General features: G+C 56.5%; 17 protein-coding genes and 1 pseudogene. 5 read left to right on the top strand and 13 right to left on the bottom strand.

Annotated features, from left to right (window positions below; all coding sequences use genetic code 11):
- Window positions 1-5 precede the first annotated feature (5 nt).
- Entirely contained in the window at window positions 6-1,886 is a 1,881-nt protein-coding gene (locus CH74_RS05820; protein ID WP_048306535.1) for an autotransporter assembly complex family protein, read from the bottom strand.
- Window positions 1,887-2,026: 140 nt separating this feature from the next.
- The gene (locus tag CH74_RS05815; protein ID WP_048306534.1) at window positions 2,027-2,875 is read right to left on the bottom strand and encodes a hypothetical protein; all 849 of its coding nucleotides are present in this window, start codon (window positions 2,873-2,875) and stop codon (window positions 2,027-2,029) included.
- 226 nt (window positions 2,876-3,101) lie between these two features.
- On the opposite strand from CH74_RS05815, the gene CH74_RS05810 reads away from it, so the two are divergent.
- The gene (locus CH74_RS05810; RefSeq protein ID WP_048306533.1) at window positions 3,102-3,680 is read left to right on the top strand and encodes a superoxide dismutase; all 579 of its coding nucleotides are present in this window, start codon (window positions 3,102-3,104) and stop codon (window positions 3,678-3,680) included.
- 7 nt (window positions 3,681-3,687) lie between these two features.
- On the opposite strand, the gene CH74_RS05805 is transcribed toward CH74_RS05810, so the two are convergent.
- The 3 genes from CH74_RS05805 to mtnA all read right to left on the bottom strand — a co-directional run bounded on the left by CH74_RS05805 (window position 3,688) and on the right by mtnA (window position 7,102).
- The gene (locus tag CH74_RS05805; protein WP_082140306.1) at window positions 3,688-5,073 is read right to left on the bottom strand and encodes a nucleotide sugar dehydrogenase; all 1,386 of its coding nucleotides are present in this window, start codon (window positions 5,071-5,073) and stop codon (window positions 3,688-3,690) included.
- Window positions 5,074-5,077: 4 nt separating this feature from the next.
- A complete protein-coding gene (galU, locus tag CH74_RS05800; RefSeq protein WP_048306532.1) occupies window positions 5,078-5,968 on the bottom strand; it encodes a UTP--glucose-1-phosphate uridylyltransferase GalU in 891 nt (296 codons plus the stop codon).
- A 78-nt stretch (window positions 5,969-6,046) separates the two neighbouring features.
- A complete protein-coding gene (gene mtnA / locus CH74_RS05795; protein WP_048306531.1) occupies window positions 6,047-7,102 on the bottom strand; it encodes an S-methyl-5-thioribose-1-phosphate isomerase in 1,056 nt (351 codons plus the stop codon).
- 99 nt (window positions 7,103-7,201) lie between these two features.
- Between mtnA and CH74_RS19405 the strand changes: the two genes are divergently transcribed.
- From CH74_RS19405 to CH74_RS05780, 4 genes are read left to right on the top strand one after another with little or no spacing between them, the layout of a single operon-like run.
- Window positions 7,202-7,411 carry a hypothetical protein gene (locus tag CH74_RS19405; RefSeq protein ID WP_253272965.1) on the top strand — a complete coding sequence of 70 codons (210 nt, stop codon included), beginning with the start codon at window positions 7,202-7,204 and terminating at the stop codon, window positions 7,409-7,411.
- 23 nt (window positions 7,412-7,434) lie between these two features.
- Window positions 7,435-8,553, top strand: coding sequence for an amidohydrolase family protein (locus tag CH74_RS05790; protein ID WP_253272964.1), 1,119 nt, complete (start codon window positions 7,435-7,437; stop codon window positions 8,551-8,553).
- A complete protein-coding gene (gene ubiG / locus CH74_RS05785; RefSeq protein WP_048306530.1) occupies window positions 8,550-9,287 on the top strand; it encodes a bifunctional 2-polyprenyl-6-hydroxyphenol methylase/3-demethylubiquinol 3-O-methyltransferase UbiG in 738 nt (245 codons plus the stop codon). Before CH74_RS05790 ends, ubiG begins: the two co-directional genes overlap by 4 nt.
- Window positions 9,284-9,964 carry an HAD-IA family hydrolase gene (locus tag CH74_RS05780; RefSeq protein WP_048306529.1) on the top strand — a complete coding sequence of 227 codons (681 nt, stop codon included), beginning with the start codon at window positions 9,284-9,286 and terminating at the stop codon, window positions 9,962-9,964. The genes ubiG and CH74_RS05780 overlap by 4 nt, the downstream gene beginning before the upstream one ends.
- A 59-nt stretch (window positions 9,965-10,023) precedes the next feature.
- Here the strand turns inward: CH74_RS05780 and CH74_RS05775 are convergent.
- The 8 genes and pseudogenes from CH74_RS05775 to ybgC form a co-directional block, all read right to left on the bottom strand.
- Window positions 10,024-10,784: pseudogene (locus CH74_RS05775) on the bottom strand (YciK family oxidoreductase).
- A gap of 58 nt (window positions 10,785-10,842) precedes the next feature.
- Window positions 10,843-11,604 (bottom strand): tol-pal system protein YbgF, encoded by a 762-nt coding sequence (ybgF, locus tag CH74_RS05770; RefSeq protein WP_048306528.1) that lies wholly within the window; start codon window positions 11,602-11,604, stop codon window positions 10,843-10,845.
- A 21-nt stretch (window positions 11,605-11,625) separates the two neighbouring features.
- Window positions 11,626-12,186: a peptidoglycan-associated lipoprotein Pal gene (gene pal / locus CH74_RS05765; RefSeq protein ID WP_048306527.1), complete on the bottom strand. Its 561-nt coding sequence runs from the start codon at window positions 12,184-12,186 to the stop codon at window positions 11,626-11,628.
- A gap of 39 nt (window positions 12,187-12,225) precedes the next feature.
- Window positions 12,226-13,515 (bottom strand): Tol-Pal system beta propeller repeat protein TolB, encoded by a 1,290-nt coding sequence (tolB, locus tag CH74_RS05760; RefSeq protein ID WP_048306526.1) that lies wholly within the window; start codon window positions 13,513-13,515, stop codon window positions 12,226-12,228.
- Complete coding sequence (gene tolA, locus CH74_RS05755; RefSeq protein WP_048306525.1) at window positions 13,515-14,642, bottom strand: cell envelope integrity protein TolA; 1,128 nt, start codon at window positions 14,640-14,642, stop codon at window positions 13,515-13,517. The genes tolB and tolA overlap by 1 nt, the downstream gene beginning before the upstream one ends.
- Window positions 14,643-14,651: 9 nt before the next feature.
- On the bottom strand, window positions 14,652-15,092 hold the full coding sequence (gene tolR / locus CH74_RS05750; protein WP_048306524.1) for a protein TolR: 441 nt from the start codon (window positions 15,090-15,092) through the stop codon (window positions 14,652-14,654).
- A 36-nt stretch (window positions 15,093-15,128) separates the two neighbouring features.
- Window positions 15,129-15,818, bottom strand: coding sequence for a protein TolQ (gene tolQ, locus CH74_RS05745; RefSeq protein ID WP_048306523.1), 690 nt, complete (start codon window positions 15,816-15,818; stop codon window positions 15,129-15,131).
- Between the two features lie 29 nt (window positions 15,819-15,847).
- On the bottom strand, window positions 15,848-16,243 hold the full coding sequence (gene ybgC, locus CH74_RS05740) for a tol-pal system-associated acyl-CoA thioesterase (protein WP_048306522.1): 396 nt from the start codon (window positions 16,241-16,243) through the stop codon (window positions 15,848-15,850).
- Window positions 16,244-16,308: the final 65 nt, after the last annotated feature.

Below are 16,308 nucleotides of genomic sequence, written 5' to 3'. Positions count from 1 at the left end.
AAAAATCAAAACTCGGGTCCTATGGCGAAATGCAGTCGGAAAGCATCATCGCTATCGAAGGGATGCGCGACATCCAGACGAATCGGGCCTACCGGGGATATCCAGCGCACGCCAAGGCCCGCCCCGGTCGCCAGATCTTCCGGCCACCAGTCGTTGAAGGCGTTACCGGTATCGACAAAAGCCGCTCCCCACCAGTCGCCGGTGACACGTCGCTGCGCCTCTATGCTAGCGGTGAGCTGCTGTTGCCCCCCCAGCAGATCGCCATCTTCGTTTTCCGGCGCGAGACTTTCGTAACTGTAGCCCCGCACGCTTCGATCACCCCCGGTAAAAAAGCGAAGCGAAGGCGGAATCTTCGAGAAATCGTCGGTACTCATGGCGCCGATGCCGGCGCGTCCCACGAAGCGCATGTTGCTTCCCCACATACGAATCCATTGGGTGTCGAAAATAGCGCGCGCGAACGTCGCCCCGGAACCCCAGACTTCATCGGAAACTTCAAGGGTAATACGCTGACTATCTCCCCAGGTGGGGAAGCGCGGGTTACGTGTGCGCGTACGAGCCCAGCTGATGCCGGGATAGTAGAGCAGTATGTCGGTGTCCTGATCCGCCTGGATGTAATCCTCGTAGGTCGTGCGAAAATAAATTCGCTGTATCCAGTCGTTTTCAAAACGCCAGCGGCGAGCGAACTCTATCGAGGCTTCGAGACTCTCGGTATCCTCGATATCGCGATTCTTGAGTCCGTAAAGCACCTCGTAACGATCACTCAGTGGATCTTCCAGCGGTATCAGATATTCGCCGCTGAACTCCTGTTCGGGGCCGGACAGGTACAGATTATGATTGAGGCTATGGCCGTTTTCGTTGAGCCAAGGCTGCTGCCAGGAAAATTGCGTGCGTGGCCCTACGTCCGTGGCAAAACCAATACCTACTTCGAACTGGTGTCGATCCGCCGGTATCAACGTAATGTCGATAGGCACTCGCGGTGGCCGTTCGCTGCCGGTACGTACCGCCGCCTCGATGGCGCCACTTGCCAGCAACGTAGGTTTCTGGGGTTGCATGGGCGACGAGGTCGAATGGCGATCGACGGCTTCCCACCAGTTGCGCTGGGCCTGAGCGACGGTATCCGCGCCCTGCTGCAGTCGCGGGCGCACCGCTATGCTACGAAACCAGCCGGTCTCACCCAGGCGCTGATTGTACTCTGCAAGATCACCAGCGAGGTAAGGATCCCCGGGCTCGAAATTGAGCATGTTGCGCAGTCGCGATACTTCGATCTGACTGCCCTGATAGTCAACGTCGCCAAAGACATGACGCTCACCGCTGTCGAGGGTCAGATAAATGCGGGCACTCTCTTCCCAGGGGCGTATCTCCAGACGATGATCCGTAAAGCGAGAGTCGAAGTAGCCGCGCTCAAGCGACAAAGTGGATAGCTTGCTGCGTAAGCTGTCGTAACGATCCTGGCGCAGCGGCTGACCTACCTTCAGGGGCGTGCTGGCAAGTGCTTCCTGAAAGGCCTCGTCGTCTTTGGCATCGTTTAGCAAGGTGACATCGAGGACAGTTATCTTGGCTCTGGCGCCGGGCTTGATGGCGATTTTTGCCTGCTTGATCTTTCTTTCGTCCTGCTTGTCCTCGTTCTTTTCATATTGAAGAGTGATGTCGAACTGCGGTTCGTAATAGCCAAAAGCCTTGAGGGCCTCGCCGGTGCGCTGGGTGATCTCGTATTCCAGTCGGTCGCGTCCATAATCGTCCGCGTCGAGTTCAGCCAGGTAGTTTTCGACGTTCTCGGCGACGTCATCCTCTACGCCGGTGATTTTCGTATCGAGTGCCACTGCCTTGAAGCTGCAGGAAAGAAGTAACAACAGGATCAGCGGTTGTTTGATAGGTAGCGTGCCCATGGTCGATCAGTCTGCTCCCGACGGTCGAACCAACGAGGTCGCAGACACAGACGTGCCGCCGCGAAAGGATCTTTCAAGCAATAGCGGCGTTCTAGGTTCGTGCATTTCCCTTGCCCCTTCCCCTATCGAGTTATTGTTGATTATTCCAGACGATCACTAAGATTTTCCACACTGGCACTCAATACAAGTTGTCCTTGACGCAGTTCGGTAAGACTTGCTCGATTGGATTGAATGGCTGCATCGAGTTCGTCAAAGCGCGCTCGCTGCTGTTGGCTGGCTTCTTCCAATGCCTCAATGCGCGACGCAGTACTATCCATTCGTTCCTGTACTGTTGCCAGTGTTTTATCGAGGTCTTGACCGGCAAACGACTGAATCTGATCCTCAAGTTCGGTGATAGTTCCATTCATGGCTTGTAGCCGCTGTTCAAGGTCGTCTCGCGTGGCACCGGCGTCTTTCAAACGCGTATCAAGTGCTGCGCGCGCCTTCTCGCCACTTTGTTCCAGCGTGGTCAGCGAGCGGCCCATGGCATCGAGCGTGGCCGAGAGCGTATCGCGTTCCTTGCGGGCGGTTTCAAGTCGTTTGGCCGTCGCCTCTGGATCGATCTTGGCAGCACGCTCCTGAAGCGTCTTCAGCAGTGTTGCGAGTTCTTGCTGACGATCGTTCAAAGACTGCTGATTCGATGAAAGCTCATTCAGCTGTGCCTTGAACCCAGTGCCTTGCTGTCGATCGTCTAGACTATCAAACCGGGCGTGCAGGTTAGAGAGCTGGCCATCGAGTTCACGCTGTTTGGTTTGCCACTCCTGGCGGTCGAACCAGTAGTAGACCCCCATCGACACTAGCGCCGCCAACAGGATCAGGCACAGGAACCATAGAGCGCGAGTCTTGCCACGGTTGTCAGGCCGCGAGGATGAACGATGCCGTGGTACCGTCTCATTATCGGGCTCCGGTACGATCGGCGTCGTCATTCGCGGCTCGTCCGAGCGATTCATGACATCTCCTAAACTATCTGTTCTGCGTTATTCACGTAATTCGGTGTACACGAAAAATTCTTTGATCCTGGAACTGAACGCTACCCTCTGGTTGGGCGGTTGGCATGATTGGCTCCCAGGCGGCAGACTGCTAGGATGATACGACACCATGTCTGCAGATGCTTGGTATCATAAGGTTTTCTATCAAGTACTGTATTCCACGGTGAATTAAAAAAGGAGTTAACCAATGGCATTCGAACTACCCGCTCTTCCCTATGAGAAAAATGCACTGGAACCGCATATCTCGGCGGAAACCCTGGAATATCACTACGGCAAGCACCACCAGGCGTATGTAACCAAGCTTAACGATCTGACCGACGGCACCGATGACGCCAACAAGTCCCTTGAAGAGATCGTCAAGTCCGCCTCGGGTGGTTTGTTCAACCAGGCGGCTCAGGTCTGGAACCACACCTTCTACTGGCACTGCCTCTCTCCCAATGGCGGTGGCGAGCCCTCCGGTGCCCTTGCTGAAGCCATCAACGCCAAGTTCGGCTCCTTCGACAAGTTCAAGGAGGAGTTCAGTGCCAAGGCAGCGGGCAACTTCGGTTCCGGCTGGACCTGGCTGGTCAAGACCGACGACAGCGGCGTCGATATTCTCAATACCGATGATGCCTCGACCCCGATCGCTGAAGGCAAGACCCCTTTGCTGACCATCGATGTATGGGAGCATGCCTATTACATCGATTACCGCAATGCTCGTCCTAAGTATCTCGAGGCGGTCTGGAACGTGATCAACTGGGATTTCGTGGCCCAGAACTACAGCTGATACCCTTTCATAGGTCATATCGGCTCGTTGCAGGATTGCTGTAACGCACTACGCCGCATTGCGGGGCGTAGTGGCGTTGGCGGTTCAGTCGATAAATATGCCAAGAATCAGGGATCCGCGCGCGACCGATACCGCGATAAATCAATCCCCTGGCCGCGACATAGTTGGGGTCGTAGATGTTACGCCCGTCCAGAATCAGTTTGGCTCCCAACATTTCTTTCAGACGACGCCAATCCGGATTCCAGTAAGGCTTCCATTCGGTAACCAGCATCAATGCATCCGCTCCCTCGCAAGCGTCATAGGGATTATTGTCGCAAAGTGTCAGCAGCGGATGGTCCCCTACCTCGGCGCGCACGGCAGGCAAGGCAGCAGGATCATGAAGGCGTACATGTACCCCCTGAGCCCATAGGGCGCGCAGCAACGTCAATACCGGGGCGTGGTCGATGCGCGCAGTGCCGGGTTTGAAAGCGGCCCCCCAGATAGCCACGGTACGTCCTTCAAGCTGCCCATGAAAATGCCCCCAGAGCTTGCGGAACAGAGTCTCCTTCTTGTTCTCGTTGATATCGAGGACCTGTTCGAGAAGATGGGATTCCCGACCGGTGGCCATCTGCACGTCTGCCAGACGCATCAAGTCCCGAGAAAAATTGGGACCGCCAAAACCACAGCCCGGATAAAGATACTCATAGCCGATCCGGCTGTCGGCCCCCATGCCTCGGCGCACATGCTCCACATCGACTCCAAGTGAGTCCGCCAGTCCGGCTACCTCGTTCATGTAACTGATGCGGGTGGCCAACATGCCGTTGATGGCCAGCTTGGTCAGCTCCGCGGCACGGCGCGGCATGCGATGAATATTCTCGGCACGACGATTGAAGGCGCGCAGCAGTTCGCGTACCTGGCGCTCCGCCCAGTCATCTTCGCAACCGAGTAGCCAACGCGACGGCCGTGTAAACGCTTGCCAGGCACGACCTTCCTCGATCATGTCCGGCAGCATGACGGCTGCCTGAGAGGCATGCCTGAGCAGCCCTTCCAGGGCTTCGGTCTGGCCGATCGGGAACATGGAGTTGTTCACTACCACCAGCGGCGACGTCTGATATTCGGCAATCGCGTCGATGAAATGTTCGGCGGTTTCACGTTGGTCCGGTGCCAGGGCCAACCAGACTACGTCCGCCTCCGTGAGTGCAGACGGCGTGTCGACGAGCTTGAGGGCGCCGGAGGAGCAGCTCTCTTCGAGCTGATCGGTGAGCACCGGCTCGCGGTTCAACCACTGGGCTTCGCGCAGCTGCGACCAGGGCATGTCCGGATGCGGGTACCAACTCACCTGATGCCCGACCGAAGAGAGCGCGGTAGCGGCAACGGCGGCGGCCAGCTCACTGCCATGTACGATGATACGCATCGATTCAGCCCTCGTTGGCGTAGCGCTGGAGCAGTTCGTTGAAGCCTTTACCGAACTTGGGATGGCGCTTGGCTAGTACCAGGGTGGCCTCGAGATAGCCAAGTTGATGGCCGCAATCGTAGGTCGCTCCCTGCATGCGATACGCAGCGACGTTGCTGTCCTTGCGTAGCGCATCGATGGCATCGGTCAGCTGAATTTCATTGCCCGCCCCAGGCGTGGTTTTGGCCAGCAGCGGGAAGATCGCGCCGGGCAGCAGGTAGCGACCGATTACTGCCAAAGTGGAAGGCGCTTTCTCGACGTCGGGTTTCTCTACCATGCCGGTGATGGGGGTGCTCTTGCCAGGCTCGGGAGAATCGCCTTCCAGGGCCACGATGCCGTATTTATGCACCATGTCCTGAGGAACGTTCTCCACCATGATCTGGGCTTCGCCCTTGGCATCGAAGGCGTCGATCATGCCGGATAGATCGTTGTGTGCGAGCCCTTCGTCATCGACCAGCACATCCGGTAGCAGCACGGCGAAGGGGGCGTCATCCCCAATCACTGGGCGGGCACAAAGTATTGCATGGCCGAGGCCCAGCGGTTCTGGCTGGCGTACGCTGATGATGCTGACATCATCAGGGATGATGGCGCGCAGCTCCTCGAGCAGCTCCTTCTTGCCCTTTGCCTCTAACGTCGTTTCAAGTTCGAAGTGCTTGTCGAAGTGGTTCTCAATGGCGCTCTTGCTGGAGTGCGTCACCAGCACGATTTCCTTGATGCCTGCCTTGACCGCTTCTTCGACCACATATTGGATCACCGGCTTGTCGACGATCGTGATCATTTCCTTAGGAATAGCCTTGGAAGCAGGCAAGCAGCGAGTACCGAGTCCGGCAACGGGTAGAACGGCTTTACGAATCATGGGGTCCCTTCTGCATGATGAGTTGATGAAGTGAGTGATCCGCTCATCGACGGTGAATGACGATCGCGGATTCTGACGTCATGCCAGCAAACGTGCAATGCTGCCACGTTCCGGCGTTTCGATCACGCCATGTTCACAAACGATGACATCGATCAGCGCAGCGGGAGTGATATCGAACACTGGATTGAATACCTCGATGCCTTCTGGCGCCACGGCTCGCTCGCCTTGGTGAGTCAACTCTCTGGCATCGCGCGTTTCGATAGGAATGGCTGCCCCGCTCTCCAAGGAAAGATCGAAGGTGCTGACGGGTGCCACGACCATGACCTTGACGCCGTGATGGCGCGCCTGTACTGCTAGTGCGTAGGTGCCGATCTTGTTGGCGACATCACCGTTGGCCGCAATGCGATCGGCACCCACTATCAGCCACCCAATCTCGCCGCGAGCCATCAGTAGCGAGGCCGCGGAGTCCACCGACAATACCGCCGGAATTTCTTCTTGTTGAAGCTCCCAGGCGGTCAAGCGTGCGCCTTGCAACCAAGGACGTGTTTCATTGACGTGCACTCGCGTGATGAGGCCCTTGGCCCAGGCACTGCGAATCACCCCTAGCGCCGTGCCGTGACCACCGGTCGCAAGCGCCCCCGTGTTGCAGTGTGTCATCACGCTACACCGACCATGTCGAGCGATCAGCTCACTACCCAATCGCCCCAGGGTCAGATTGTCGCTTCTATCGCGCGCATGAATGCTGCCTGCCATCTCGAGCAAAGCGGTTACCGGGGGGTGAAGCTCATGGCGATGCTCATCAATGACGGCACTCATGCGGGACAACGCCCAGAATAGATTGACCGCTGTGGGACGAGACGCGCCAAGATGTTCGATGGCTTCTTTCAACTGATCATGCCAGTCGGCACCGGTGCTTCGCTGCGCCTCCAGCACGACGCCATAGGCCGCAGCGATCCCAATCGCTGGAGCGCCGCGAACGACCATGTCGCCGATGGCCTTTGCGGCGTCATTCGCGCTGGTGACAGGCAACAACTCATGACGCTCCGGCAAGACTCGTTGATCGAGCAGCTCCAGCGAGCCGTCACACCAGCGAATGGGGTCGATAGGATTGGAATCGATGGTCATTGTCGTCATTCGCGCCTCCGAACGTATAAAAGGATATCGAGTGGTAACCCCCGCAAAGGACGGCAAGAAATAGTAGAATGCCCCGCATGATACCGAAGGAGGTTGGTAATGCCATCCACCGCGACCCAGGAAGTCGAGTTACTGATCGAGGCCCGCTGGATTCTACCGATGAGTGAGGGGCTACCGGTGCTCGAACGATACGCCATTGCTATAAAAGATGGCTGTCTAAAGGGCCCTTGGCCGATTGACGAAGCACGCAAGCATGTCACTGCCAAACGTAGGCTGTGCCTTGATCATCATGCCCTGTTGCCAGGCTGATAAATGCTCACAACCACGCCGGTATGAGTCTGATGCGGGGCTATGCGGACGACCTGCCCCTGATGATCTGGCTCAACGAGCACATATGGCCTGCGGAGGCGAAACATGTCTCCCCGGCATTCGTGGCGGATGGTACGCGCCTGGCGATGGCGGAGATGCTGCGCTCTGGCACCACTACCTTTGCAGACATGTATCTGGCGCCGGAGGCGGTAGGCGACGTGCTCGAGCAAGGCATCATGCGAGCGCAGCTTTGTACGCCGCTGATCGATTTCCCCACCCCTTGGGCCGCGAACTTCAGTGATGGCCTCGAGCTTACCCAAGCACTCTACGAGCGTTATCGCCATCATCCGACCATCACACTGGCCTTCGGCCCCCATGCACCCTACACCGTAAGCGACGACAGTCTGACGCGATTGAGTGAGGCGCAAAAACGACTAGGCCTATCCATACAGATGCATGTGCATGAAACGGCGGATGAAGTCGAACAGAGTCTGGAGCAATATGGCAAACGCCCGCTGCGACGACTGTTGGAATCAGGACTACTGGGGCCTCATTTTCAGGCGGTTCACATGACCCAGATCGATGATGACGATCTGGCCATCCTGCAGGACAGCGGCACCCAGGTGATTCATTGCCCCCAATCCAATCTGAAGCTGGCCAGCGGGTTCTGTCCGGTGGCACGATTGCAAGAGGCCGGCGTCAATGTGGCGCTGGGTACCGATGGCGCTGCCAGCAACAACGATCTGGATATGTTCGACGAGCTCAAGAGCGCTGCGTTACTGGCCAAAGGGGTAAGTGGTAACGCTGCCGCCCTGCCCGCCATGGCGGCCCTGGCCATGGCTACCCGAAACGGGGCGCGAGCACTGGGTCTGGGCGAGCGCATCGGCCAACTCAGCCAAGGTTTTGCCGCGGATCTCATCGCCGTGAATCTACAGGCCATCAATACGCTCCCGGTCCATAATCCTGCCTCCGCCATCGTGTATGCCATGAACAGTCGTCAAGTGAGTCATGTCTGGGTTGACGGTAAGTGCCGGGTCAACGAGGGCGAACTAATGGATATCGATCTGAATCAACTCATCTCCATGGTCACCGAACATCAACGGGCCATGGCGGGTATCAGCCAACCAGGAGAGGCGTCATGAGTTCAGCGCAACATACAAACGAAAACCATCGCGGCAATGTGGATCAGTCCGAAATTGCCAAGTTCGATGCCTTGGGCAGCAGCTGGTGGGATCGGGACGGTGATTCCAAGCCCTTGCACGACATCAATCCACTGAGACTCGATTTCATCGATGGCCGCGCCGGTCTGGCAGGCAAACAGGTGATCGACGTGGGCTGCGGTGGCGGCATACTGAGCGAAGCCATGGCGCACCGAGGAGCCAAGGTCACCGGTATCGATATGAGTGAGGCGCCTCTTGCCGCAGCTAGATTGCATCAAGAAGAGACCGGAGCCAACGTGGAGTATCGTCAGGCAAGTGCTGAAGAGATGGCTGATGCGCGTGCAGGTGAATTCGACGTGGTGACATGTCTTGAAATGCTTGAGCATGTACCGGACCCCGCCGCAGTCGTGCGCGCCTGCGCCACTCTGGTAAAACCTGGCGGTCATGTTTTTTTCTCGACCATCAATCGCAATCCCAAGGCCTATGCGTTTGCGATCTTGGGTGCTGAATACTTTCTGGGACTGCTGCCCAAGGGCACCCACGAATATCGCAAGTTCATTCGCCCTTCGGAGCTTTCCAGCTGGTGTCGTGCTACCGGCTTGCGGGTTCGCGAGCAGACCGGGCTGACCTATAACCCTGTGACGCACCATTATCGTCTGAATGTTCGCGACGTCAGCGTCAATTATATGATGCACTGCTCTCTGGAGGCGCTGTGACGGCCCTTTTCTTGGCCAGTCCTCAGGCGTTGCTATTCGATCTCGATGGCACCTTGATCGATACCGCGCCGGACCTGGCCCGGGCAACCAACGCCTTGCGCGATCATCATGGGCTTGAGGCACTGCCTTTCGAAATGATTCGACCTGAGGTCTCGAACGGCGGTAGTGCCTTAGTTACCCTCGCGCTAGGACTGGAACAGGATCATCCGGACCATGCTGCCGCACGCACTTATCTCCTGGAGGCCTATGGTCAAGGTGTCGCGATAGAGAGCCGGGTGTTCGAAGGATTGGAGCGTTTACTGGAGTGCTGGGCCAAACCGCCCCGGAGCTGGGGTATCGTCACCAACAAGCCGCGAGCCTACGCCGCACCGCTGATTGATGCCCTTGATCTGCATCCCAGCGTATTGCTTTGTGCGGACGATCTGCCAGTTCGCAAGCCGGACCCGGAGCCACTTTGGGAAGCGGCTCGGTGCCTAGATGTCGCGGTAAAAGAGTGCTGGTACATTGGCGATCACATTCGCGACATGCAGGCAGCGCGTGCTGCGGGGATGCGCGCAATCGCCGTGGGCTATGGCTACATCGACGAGAACGAAGATCGGCAAAGCTGGAACGCGGATCAATGGTTTGAAAAACCAAGCGATCTGGTAGCTGCTTTATTGGAAGCTGAGACTCGGTAGCAGATTGCATCCTTCAAAAAAACGCCTCCAGTGGGAGGCGTTTTTTCTTGATTACTTGATCACTTCTTGGACGGTTGGGCATCGAAACGTTCGCCGCTATGCCCGCGGCTATCCGGCCCCATCAGCCACAAATAGGTAGGCATAATGTCCTCTGGGGTGCGCAAAACATCAGGGTCTTCCGCAGGAAATGCCGTTTTGCGCATTTGAGTACGGGTGGCGCCGGGATTGAGGCTATTGACCCGAATGGAAGTCAGATTGTCGAGCTCATCCGCCAACACTTCCACGAACCCTTCCGTGGCGAATTTAGAAACGGAATAGGCCCCCCAATAGGCACGACCTTTGCGACCGACGCTCGAAGAGGTAAAGATCACCGAGGCATCCTTAGATGCCTTGAGCAGTGGCAACAACGCCTGGGTCATCCAGATCGGCCCGTTGATATTGACCTGCATCACCTGTTCCCACAGCTCGGGATTATAGTTCTCAAAGGGTGTGATACGCCCAAGTAATCCTGCATTGTGCAGGATGCCGTCGAGCCGACCGAATTCCTGATCAAGCGTTTCGGCCATGTCCCGGTAATCCTTGAGTGTCGCCCCTTCAAAATTCAGCGGAAAGATTGCCGGTTGGGGCTACCCTGCTGCTCGATTTCGTCATATACCTTTTCGAGTTTGGCAATGGTGCGCCCAAGCAGGATTACCGTTGCACCGTGACGTGCATAAGTCAGCGCCGCCGCGCGCCCAATGCCGTCACCGGCACCTGTCACCAGAATGATTTTATCGCTTAGCAGATTGGCAGGCGCCTGATAATCCGTCTTGTTCATCATCACGACTCCTTGGTTCACCTTCTGAGTTCCCACCGCGCGCAATGTTCGATTAATTAGCCTAGAGCCCCGATTGATTCATGAAGTCCGCGGCCATGCTGGCAGCATTGCTTTGCGGGAACTCCTGGCGCACGCGATCAAGCAGCTTCTTGCTTTCATCTGGCTGGCCCTGACGCGCCTTGAGCAGACCCAGTTTATACAGAGCATCCGGCATCTTGTTGCTCTGAGGATAGTCCTCGACGACGCGATTGAACGCCTGAGAGGCGGGTTCGAGCTCGGAGCGACTGGAGTAGAGTTCGCCCAGCCAATAATAGGCATTGGCGCGTAGCGGCGAATCTGGATACTCATTGACGAAGGCTTCGAAATCCTCGACGGCAGCATCGAAATTTCGCGCCTGCACTTTCTGAAACGCTGCCTGGTAGGCTTGCTGCCCGTTGCCCTGGCTATTATTACCAGAGGTATTGTCAGTTGCCGCGTTAGTCGACGACTGCGGAGCGGCTTCGGGCGTTTGAGGTGCTTGACTGTTGCCTTGCGCCGTACGTTGCTCTAGATCGAGATAACGCTCTTGAGAAAGCTGTTTTTGCTGCTCGAGTTGATAGCGTAATTCTTCGATCTGGCCACGCAGCTCTTGTATCTGACGCTCGTTCTCCTGAAGTTGATTGAGTATTCTCAGGTTGGCGCCGGCGGTAGCCCCTTTAGCTTGGGTGTTCTGATAGAAATTGCTTGATCCTGATGACAGATCTTGCACCGTTGGAGCGGCCCCTACGGACAGCGGGAGCAATAATGCTCCCGCGCCGCACAGCCTTTTCAGACCGTGTTTCATGATTGACTCCGTAGCAACAGCTTAGTAATCGAAGACTACACGGCGATTTTGCGCGTAGGCGTCTTCGGAATGACCATCGACTGCGGGACGTTCTTCGCCGTAGCTGACGATTTCAATTTGAGAATCGGCAACGCCTTGCACCGCAAGATAACGCTCTACGGCTTTTGCGCGTCGCTCACCCAATCCCAGGTTGTATTCCCGTGTGCCGCGCTCGTCACCATGGCCTTGCAACACTACCCTGGCATTCGGGTTTGAGCGTAGGTACTGGGCGTTTGCATTCAATGTAGACTCGAACTCGGGACGGATAGTTTCTTTATCATAGTCGAAATAGATGGTGCGCTGCTGGGGGGCTCGTCCCTGCCCCTGTCCTTGACCTTGGCCCTGCATACCTTGTCCCTGCATGCCCTGGCCTTGCCCCATGCCAGTGCCATTGGTCTGGCCCATGGTTGCTCCCTGCCCTCCAGCACCCCCGGCGCTGCCATCCATGCTGCCATCCTGGGTGCCACCGGTGCTGGAACAGCCCGCCACGAATGCGAGTGCCACGACAACGATCAGGCTTTTTACGTAGTTGTTGAGTTGCATTATTAACTCCTTGCTCGAAATCAGTATGACGCGATTTTTTTAATTGAGAAATGGCGACCAGGCAGGTTCGCGCACATCGCCTTGAGCAGAAGGCAAACGATAAGACGCTTTACCATCCGCTGATACCACACCCAGAACACCTCGATTACCTTCCTGGGTAGCGAAGATTATCATGCTCCCGTTCGGCGCAACACTAGGCGACTCATCCCAACGAGTGTCGGTCAATACGGTCAGACGATCAGTCTTCATATCTTTCTTTGCAACATGATAACCGTCGCTTGCACGGTGAATCATGAAGATGTTCTCGCCGATGGGAGAGAAGCGCCCTCTTGAGTTGTAATTACCGGTGAAAGTGACTCTTTTTGCTTCTCCACTGGAAAGGTCATAGCGATACAGCTGAGGACCGCCACTACGATCGGAAGTGAATAGAAGACTCTCACCATCCGGTGACCAGTCCGGCTCGGTATCGATGGCTGAATTGTTGGTCAAACGCTGAAAATTACCTGCGGCAATATCCATGGTGTAAATTTCGGGCTGACCATCCTTTGAAAGCGACATGGCCAGTTTGCGTCCATCCGGCGACCAGGTCGCAGCACCGTTGATTCCTTCAAAAGACGTCACCTGAACACGCTGACTATTGGACAGGTTTTGAACGTATATGGCAGGTCGACCCGTTTCGAAGGAGGTATAAGCAAGCTTGTTGCCATCCGGCGACCAGGCAGGTGACATGATGGGCTCATCGGAGGTCAGAATCTGCTGACTGTTATGCCCATCCGCGTCGGCAATGTGCAAACCATAACGCCGATTTTCGGCTGAGCCTTCAGCGGTGACATAGGCAATTTTAGTGGAGAAAGCACCGCGAATGTCGGTCACGGCCTCGAAGACCTGATCGCTGATGTAATGCGCGGCGGAACGCAGTTGGTTCTGCCCGACGGTCACCACTTCACCCAGCATGCGGCGTTCACCATAGATATCCAACAACTCGAACTGAATGCGATAGCTGTTGCCTTCCGGGGTGACCTGACCCACCACCAGGTAGTTGCTATCCACGGCGCGCCAATCACGATAATTGACCTGCTCGCTACTGCTGGGTGTAGCAATCAAGGCGTTGTTTGCAAGAGGAGAAAATTGACCGCTATGGGCTAAATCGTTGCGCACGATTTCAGCAATATTTTCCGGCAGATTAGCCTGCCCCTGCTGGGCAAAGGGGACGACTGCAATAGGTACGGCGCGATCGCTGCCCTGAGTAATTTCGATCGTAAGATCGGCCTTGGCAAGGGTGCTGACCATCAGCAGCAAGACCGTCAGCATGGCAAACACGGGTTTCATCAACGGGCATCCTTAGGATTGAAGTTCAAATTGAATTGACGAAATTGTCGTTGAGCAGCACCAGGTAGATCGCGCATCTCGCGAAACGGCGCCGCGCGCTCTACCGCCTGTAGAACCGAACGGTCAAAGGCGGAGTTCCCGCTACTCTTATTGATTGTAGCGCTGGCAAGCTCTCCAGTAGGCAATAGTTGAATGCGTACGGTAGCCTGCAACTCGCCGCCGCTGGTCGGGGGTAATATCCAAGCTTGCTCGATAGCGGCTCTCACCAGACTCTCGAAGCCATTGGCGGCTTGCTCGGCCTGTTTGGCGTTGGCAATGGATTCTGCTTCTCCAGCAATCATGCTCTCAAGAGACGACTGAGCGGCACGTTTTGCGGCAGCGGCGGCTTCCTCTGCTTTGCGTCTGGCTTCTTCGGCTTTTTTGCGTTCGGCCTCTGCAGCAGCTTGCTTCTTGGCTTCTTCCGCTTTCTTGCGTTCGGCTTCGGCAGCAGCTTGCTTCTTGGCTTCTTCGGCCTTCTTGCGCTCGGCTTCGGCAGCAGCTTGCTTCTTGGCTTCTTCGGCCTTCTTGCGCTCGGCCTCCGCAGCGGCTTGTTTTCTGGCTTCTTCAGCCTTCTTGCGTTCTGCTTCGGCTTGTTTCTTGGCTTCTTCCGCTTTCTTGCGTTCAGCTTCCAGTTGAATCTGCTTCTGGCGCTGCTGTTCACGTTGTTGAGCTTCTTGCTCGGCTTGCTGTGCTCGGCGCTGAGCCTCGGCTTCGGCCTGTTGACGTGCCTCTTCCTTTGCTTGTTGCTCGGCTTCCCGGGCAGCTTGGGCCTCGGCTTGTTCTTGCGCTGCCTGCTCTTCGGCAGCCTGCTGCTGCGCCGCTTCGGCTTGTTCCTGAGCCGCCTGCTGCTGTTCAGCCTGCTCGGCTTGCTGGGCTTGCTGGGCGGCTACTCGCGCATCTTCTGCGCGCTGTGCCTGATCGGTAGTGGTTTCTGTGCTGACCAAGGTCGCTTGAACGATGGACGTACTACTCTCTTCAGGCTCGCCTGCGGGCCAGCGCATGGCAGCAATCAACAGCACCGTGACGTGTACGCCGATAGCCAGCAGTGTGGGCACTCCATAGCCTACTCGTTTTTCATGTCTTGCCATTCCGCGTCCTCAACTGTCGCCTGGAGGCGGATCGGAAATAAGACCGACGTTTGGCACTCCAGCGGTCTGCAAGGTACCCATCAATGTCACGACCTGGCCATAGGCAACATTACGATCGCCACGGACGAGCACCGGTGTTTCCGGACGGCGACCAAGAATGGCGATGACCTTGTTACTGATGTCATCCAGTGAGACCGCCGTTTCCTCATCCCCCAGTGAGATGAAGTACTGCCCTTCCTTGTCGACTGACACGATGATGGGTTCGTGATCTTCTGTCGCCTCGATAGGCTCCGATGTCACTTCCGGTAGATCGACCTGTACGCCCTGGGTCAGCATGGGTGCGGTGATCATGAAGATCACCAGCAGTACCAGCATCACGTCGATGAACGGCACCACATTGATCTCGCCCATGGGCTTGCGGTTCGAGCCGCGATTGAATGGACCATGCATGGTCTGGTTCTCTCCCAATGATCTCTAAGTTCGTTCTCAGGCCGCTTCGCGCTCACCGCGTCCCTGCAGGTTGCGATGCAGGATGGAATGAAACTCTTCAGCGAAGTCTTCGTACTGTCCTAGCAGACGATTGGACTGAGCAGAGAGACGGTTATAGAAAATGACGGCGGGAATGGCCGCGAAGAGGCCCATGGCCGTAGCGATCAGCGCCTCTGCAATCCAAGGGGCGACGGTGGAAAGCGTGGCCTGCTGGGCCATGGAAAGACTCTGGAATGAGCCCATGATACCCCACACCGTTCCGAACAGACCGATGTAGGGGCTGGCGGAGGCTACCGTGGCGAGAAAGGTCAAATGCAGATTGAGCCGCTCCTCTTCTCGGGACCAGGCCACTCGCATGACCCGCTGAACACCATCAAGCACTGCTTGAGCACTGCCTGTCTTGGGCAAGAGGCGATTGAATTCACGAAATCCAGCTCGAAAGATGTGTTCGGCGCCCAAGGATTCCTGCTCCGGGGGTGCTTCTCGGTAGAGTTCATTGAGATCGATTCCGGACCAGAAACGATCTTCGAAGGCGCGATGCCCCTGTTTGGCGCGATGCAACACCATGCCTCGCTGAAAAATGACGATCCAGGACGCAATCGAGGCGGCCAGAAGCAGCAGCATGACAAGCTGGACAACCAGACTCGCATTGATCATCAAATGGATAATGGACATTGAATCGTTCACGGCTGTTCTCACTGACTAAGGGTATAGATTTATTCACGTAGAATCGCGGCCAGAGTCGATGGCCAACGGACGGGTTTGAGCTGCGTCGATTCCACACAAGCGATATCGACGTTTGCATCGCACAAGGGTTCCCCCCGAGCGGTGACTCGTTGATGAAAGCTGAGACGACAAGCGGAATGCTCGACGACCTCTACGCTGATCTCCAGCTCGTCGTCCAGCCTTGCGGGCCTGATATAACGGCATTCCAGCCGATGCACTACCAGTTGAATGCCCATGTCGAACAAGCCTTGCTGGGTCAAATTACGTTGTCTCAACCACTCACTGCGAGCACGTTCCATGTACTTCAGATAATTCACGTAATAGACGATACCGCCTGCATCGGTATCCTCGATGTACACTCGCACCGGAAAACTGAAAAGGCTCATTGCTCGAGCCTTGGCCACCATCGAGCGCCCTGCCCGAGGCAGCATCTGGAATCGCGTTGGGCGTG

This window comes from Halomonas sp. PR-M31 (genome assembly GCF_001039575.1).
Classification (GTDB): domain Bacteria; phylum Pseudomonadota; class Gammaproteobacteria; order Pseudomonadales; family Halomonadaceae; genus Modicisalibacter.
Note: the sequence above shows the minus strand (reverse complement) of the source record. Positions and strands in the feature narration are given on the sequence as shown.

Bases quoted from the DNA above. Each gene is read 5' to 3' on its own strand.
- CH74_RS05820 (WP_048306535.1), bottom strand. From the start codon at position 1,886: ATGGGCACGCTACCTATCAAACAACCGCTGATCCTGTTGTTACTTCTT.
- CH74_RS05815 (WP_048306534.1), bottom strand. From the start codon at position 2,875: ATGAATCGCTCGGACGAGCCGCGAATGACGACGCCGATCGTACCGGAG.
- CH74_RS05810 (WP_048306533.1), top strand. From the start codon at position 3,102: ATGGCATTCGAACTACCCGCTCTTCCCTATGAGAAAAATGCACTGGAA.
- CH74_RS05805 (WP_082140306.1), bottom strand. From the start codon at position 5,073: ATGCGTATCATCGTACATGGCAGTGAGCTGGCCGCCGCCGTTGCCGCT.
- galU (WP_048306532.1), bottom strand. From the start codon at position 5,968: ATGATTCGTAAAGCCGTTCTACCCGTTGCCGGACTCGGTACTCGCTGC.
- mtnA (WP_048306531.1), bottom strand. From the start codon at position 7,102: ATGACGACAATGACCATCGATTCCAATCCTATCGACCCCATTCGCTGG.
- CH74_RS19405 (WP_253272965.1), top strand. From the start codon at position 7,202: ATGCCATCCACCGCGACCCAGGAAGTCGAGTTACTGATCGAGGCCCGC.
- CH74_RS05790 (WP_253272964.1), top strand. From the start codon at position 7,435: ATGAGTCTGATGCGGGGCTATGCGGACGACCTGCCCCTGATGATCTGG.
- ubiG (WP_048306530.1), top strand. From the start codon at position 8,550: ATGAGTTCAGCGCAACATACAAACGAAAACCATCGCGGCAATGTGGAT.
- ybgF (WP_048306528.1), bottom strand. From the start codon at position 11,604: ATGAAACACGGTCTGAAAAGGCTGTGCGGCGCGGGAGCATTATTGCTC.
- pal (WP_048306527.1), bottom strand. From the start codon at position 12,186: ATGCAACTCAACAACTACGTAAAAAGCCTGATCGTTGTCGTGGCACTC.
- tolB (WP_048306526.1), bottom strand. From the start codon at position 13,515: ATGAAACCCGTGTTTGCCATGCTGACGGTCTTGCTGCTGATGGTCAGC.
- tolA (WP_048306525.1), bottom strand. From the start codon at position 14,642: ATGGCAAGACATGAAAAACGAGTAGGCTATGGAGTGCCCACACTGCTG.
- tolR (WP_048306524.1), bottom strand. From the start codon at position 15,092: ATGCATGGTCCATTCAATCGCGGCTCGAACCGCAAGCCCATGGGCGAG.
- ybgC (WP_048306522.1), bottom strand. From the start codon at position 16,243: ATGAGCCTTTTCAGTTTTCCGGTGCGAGTGTACATCGAGGATACCGAT.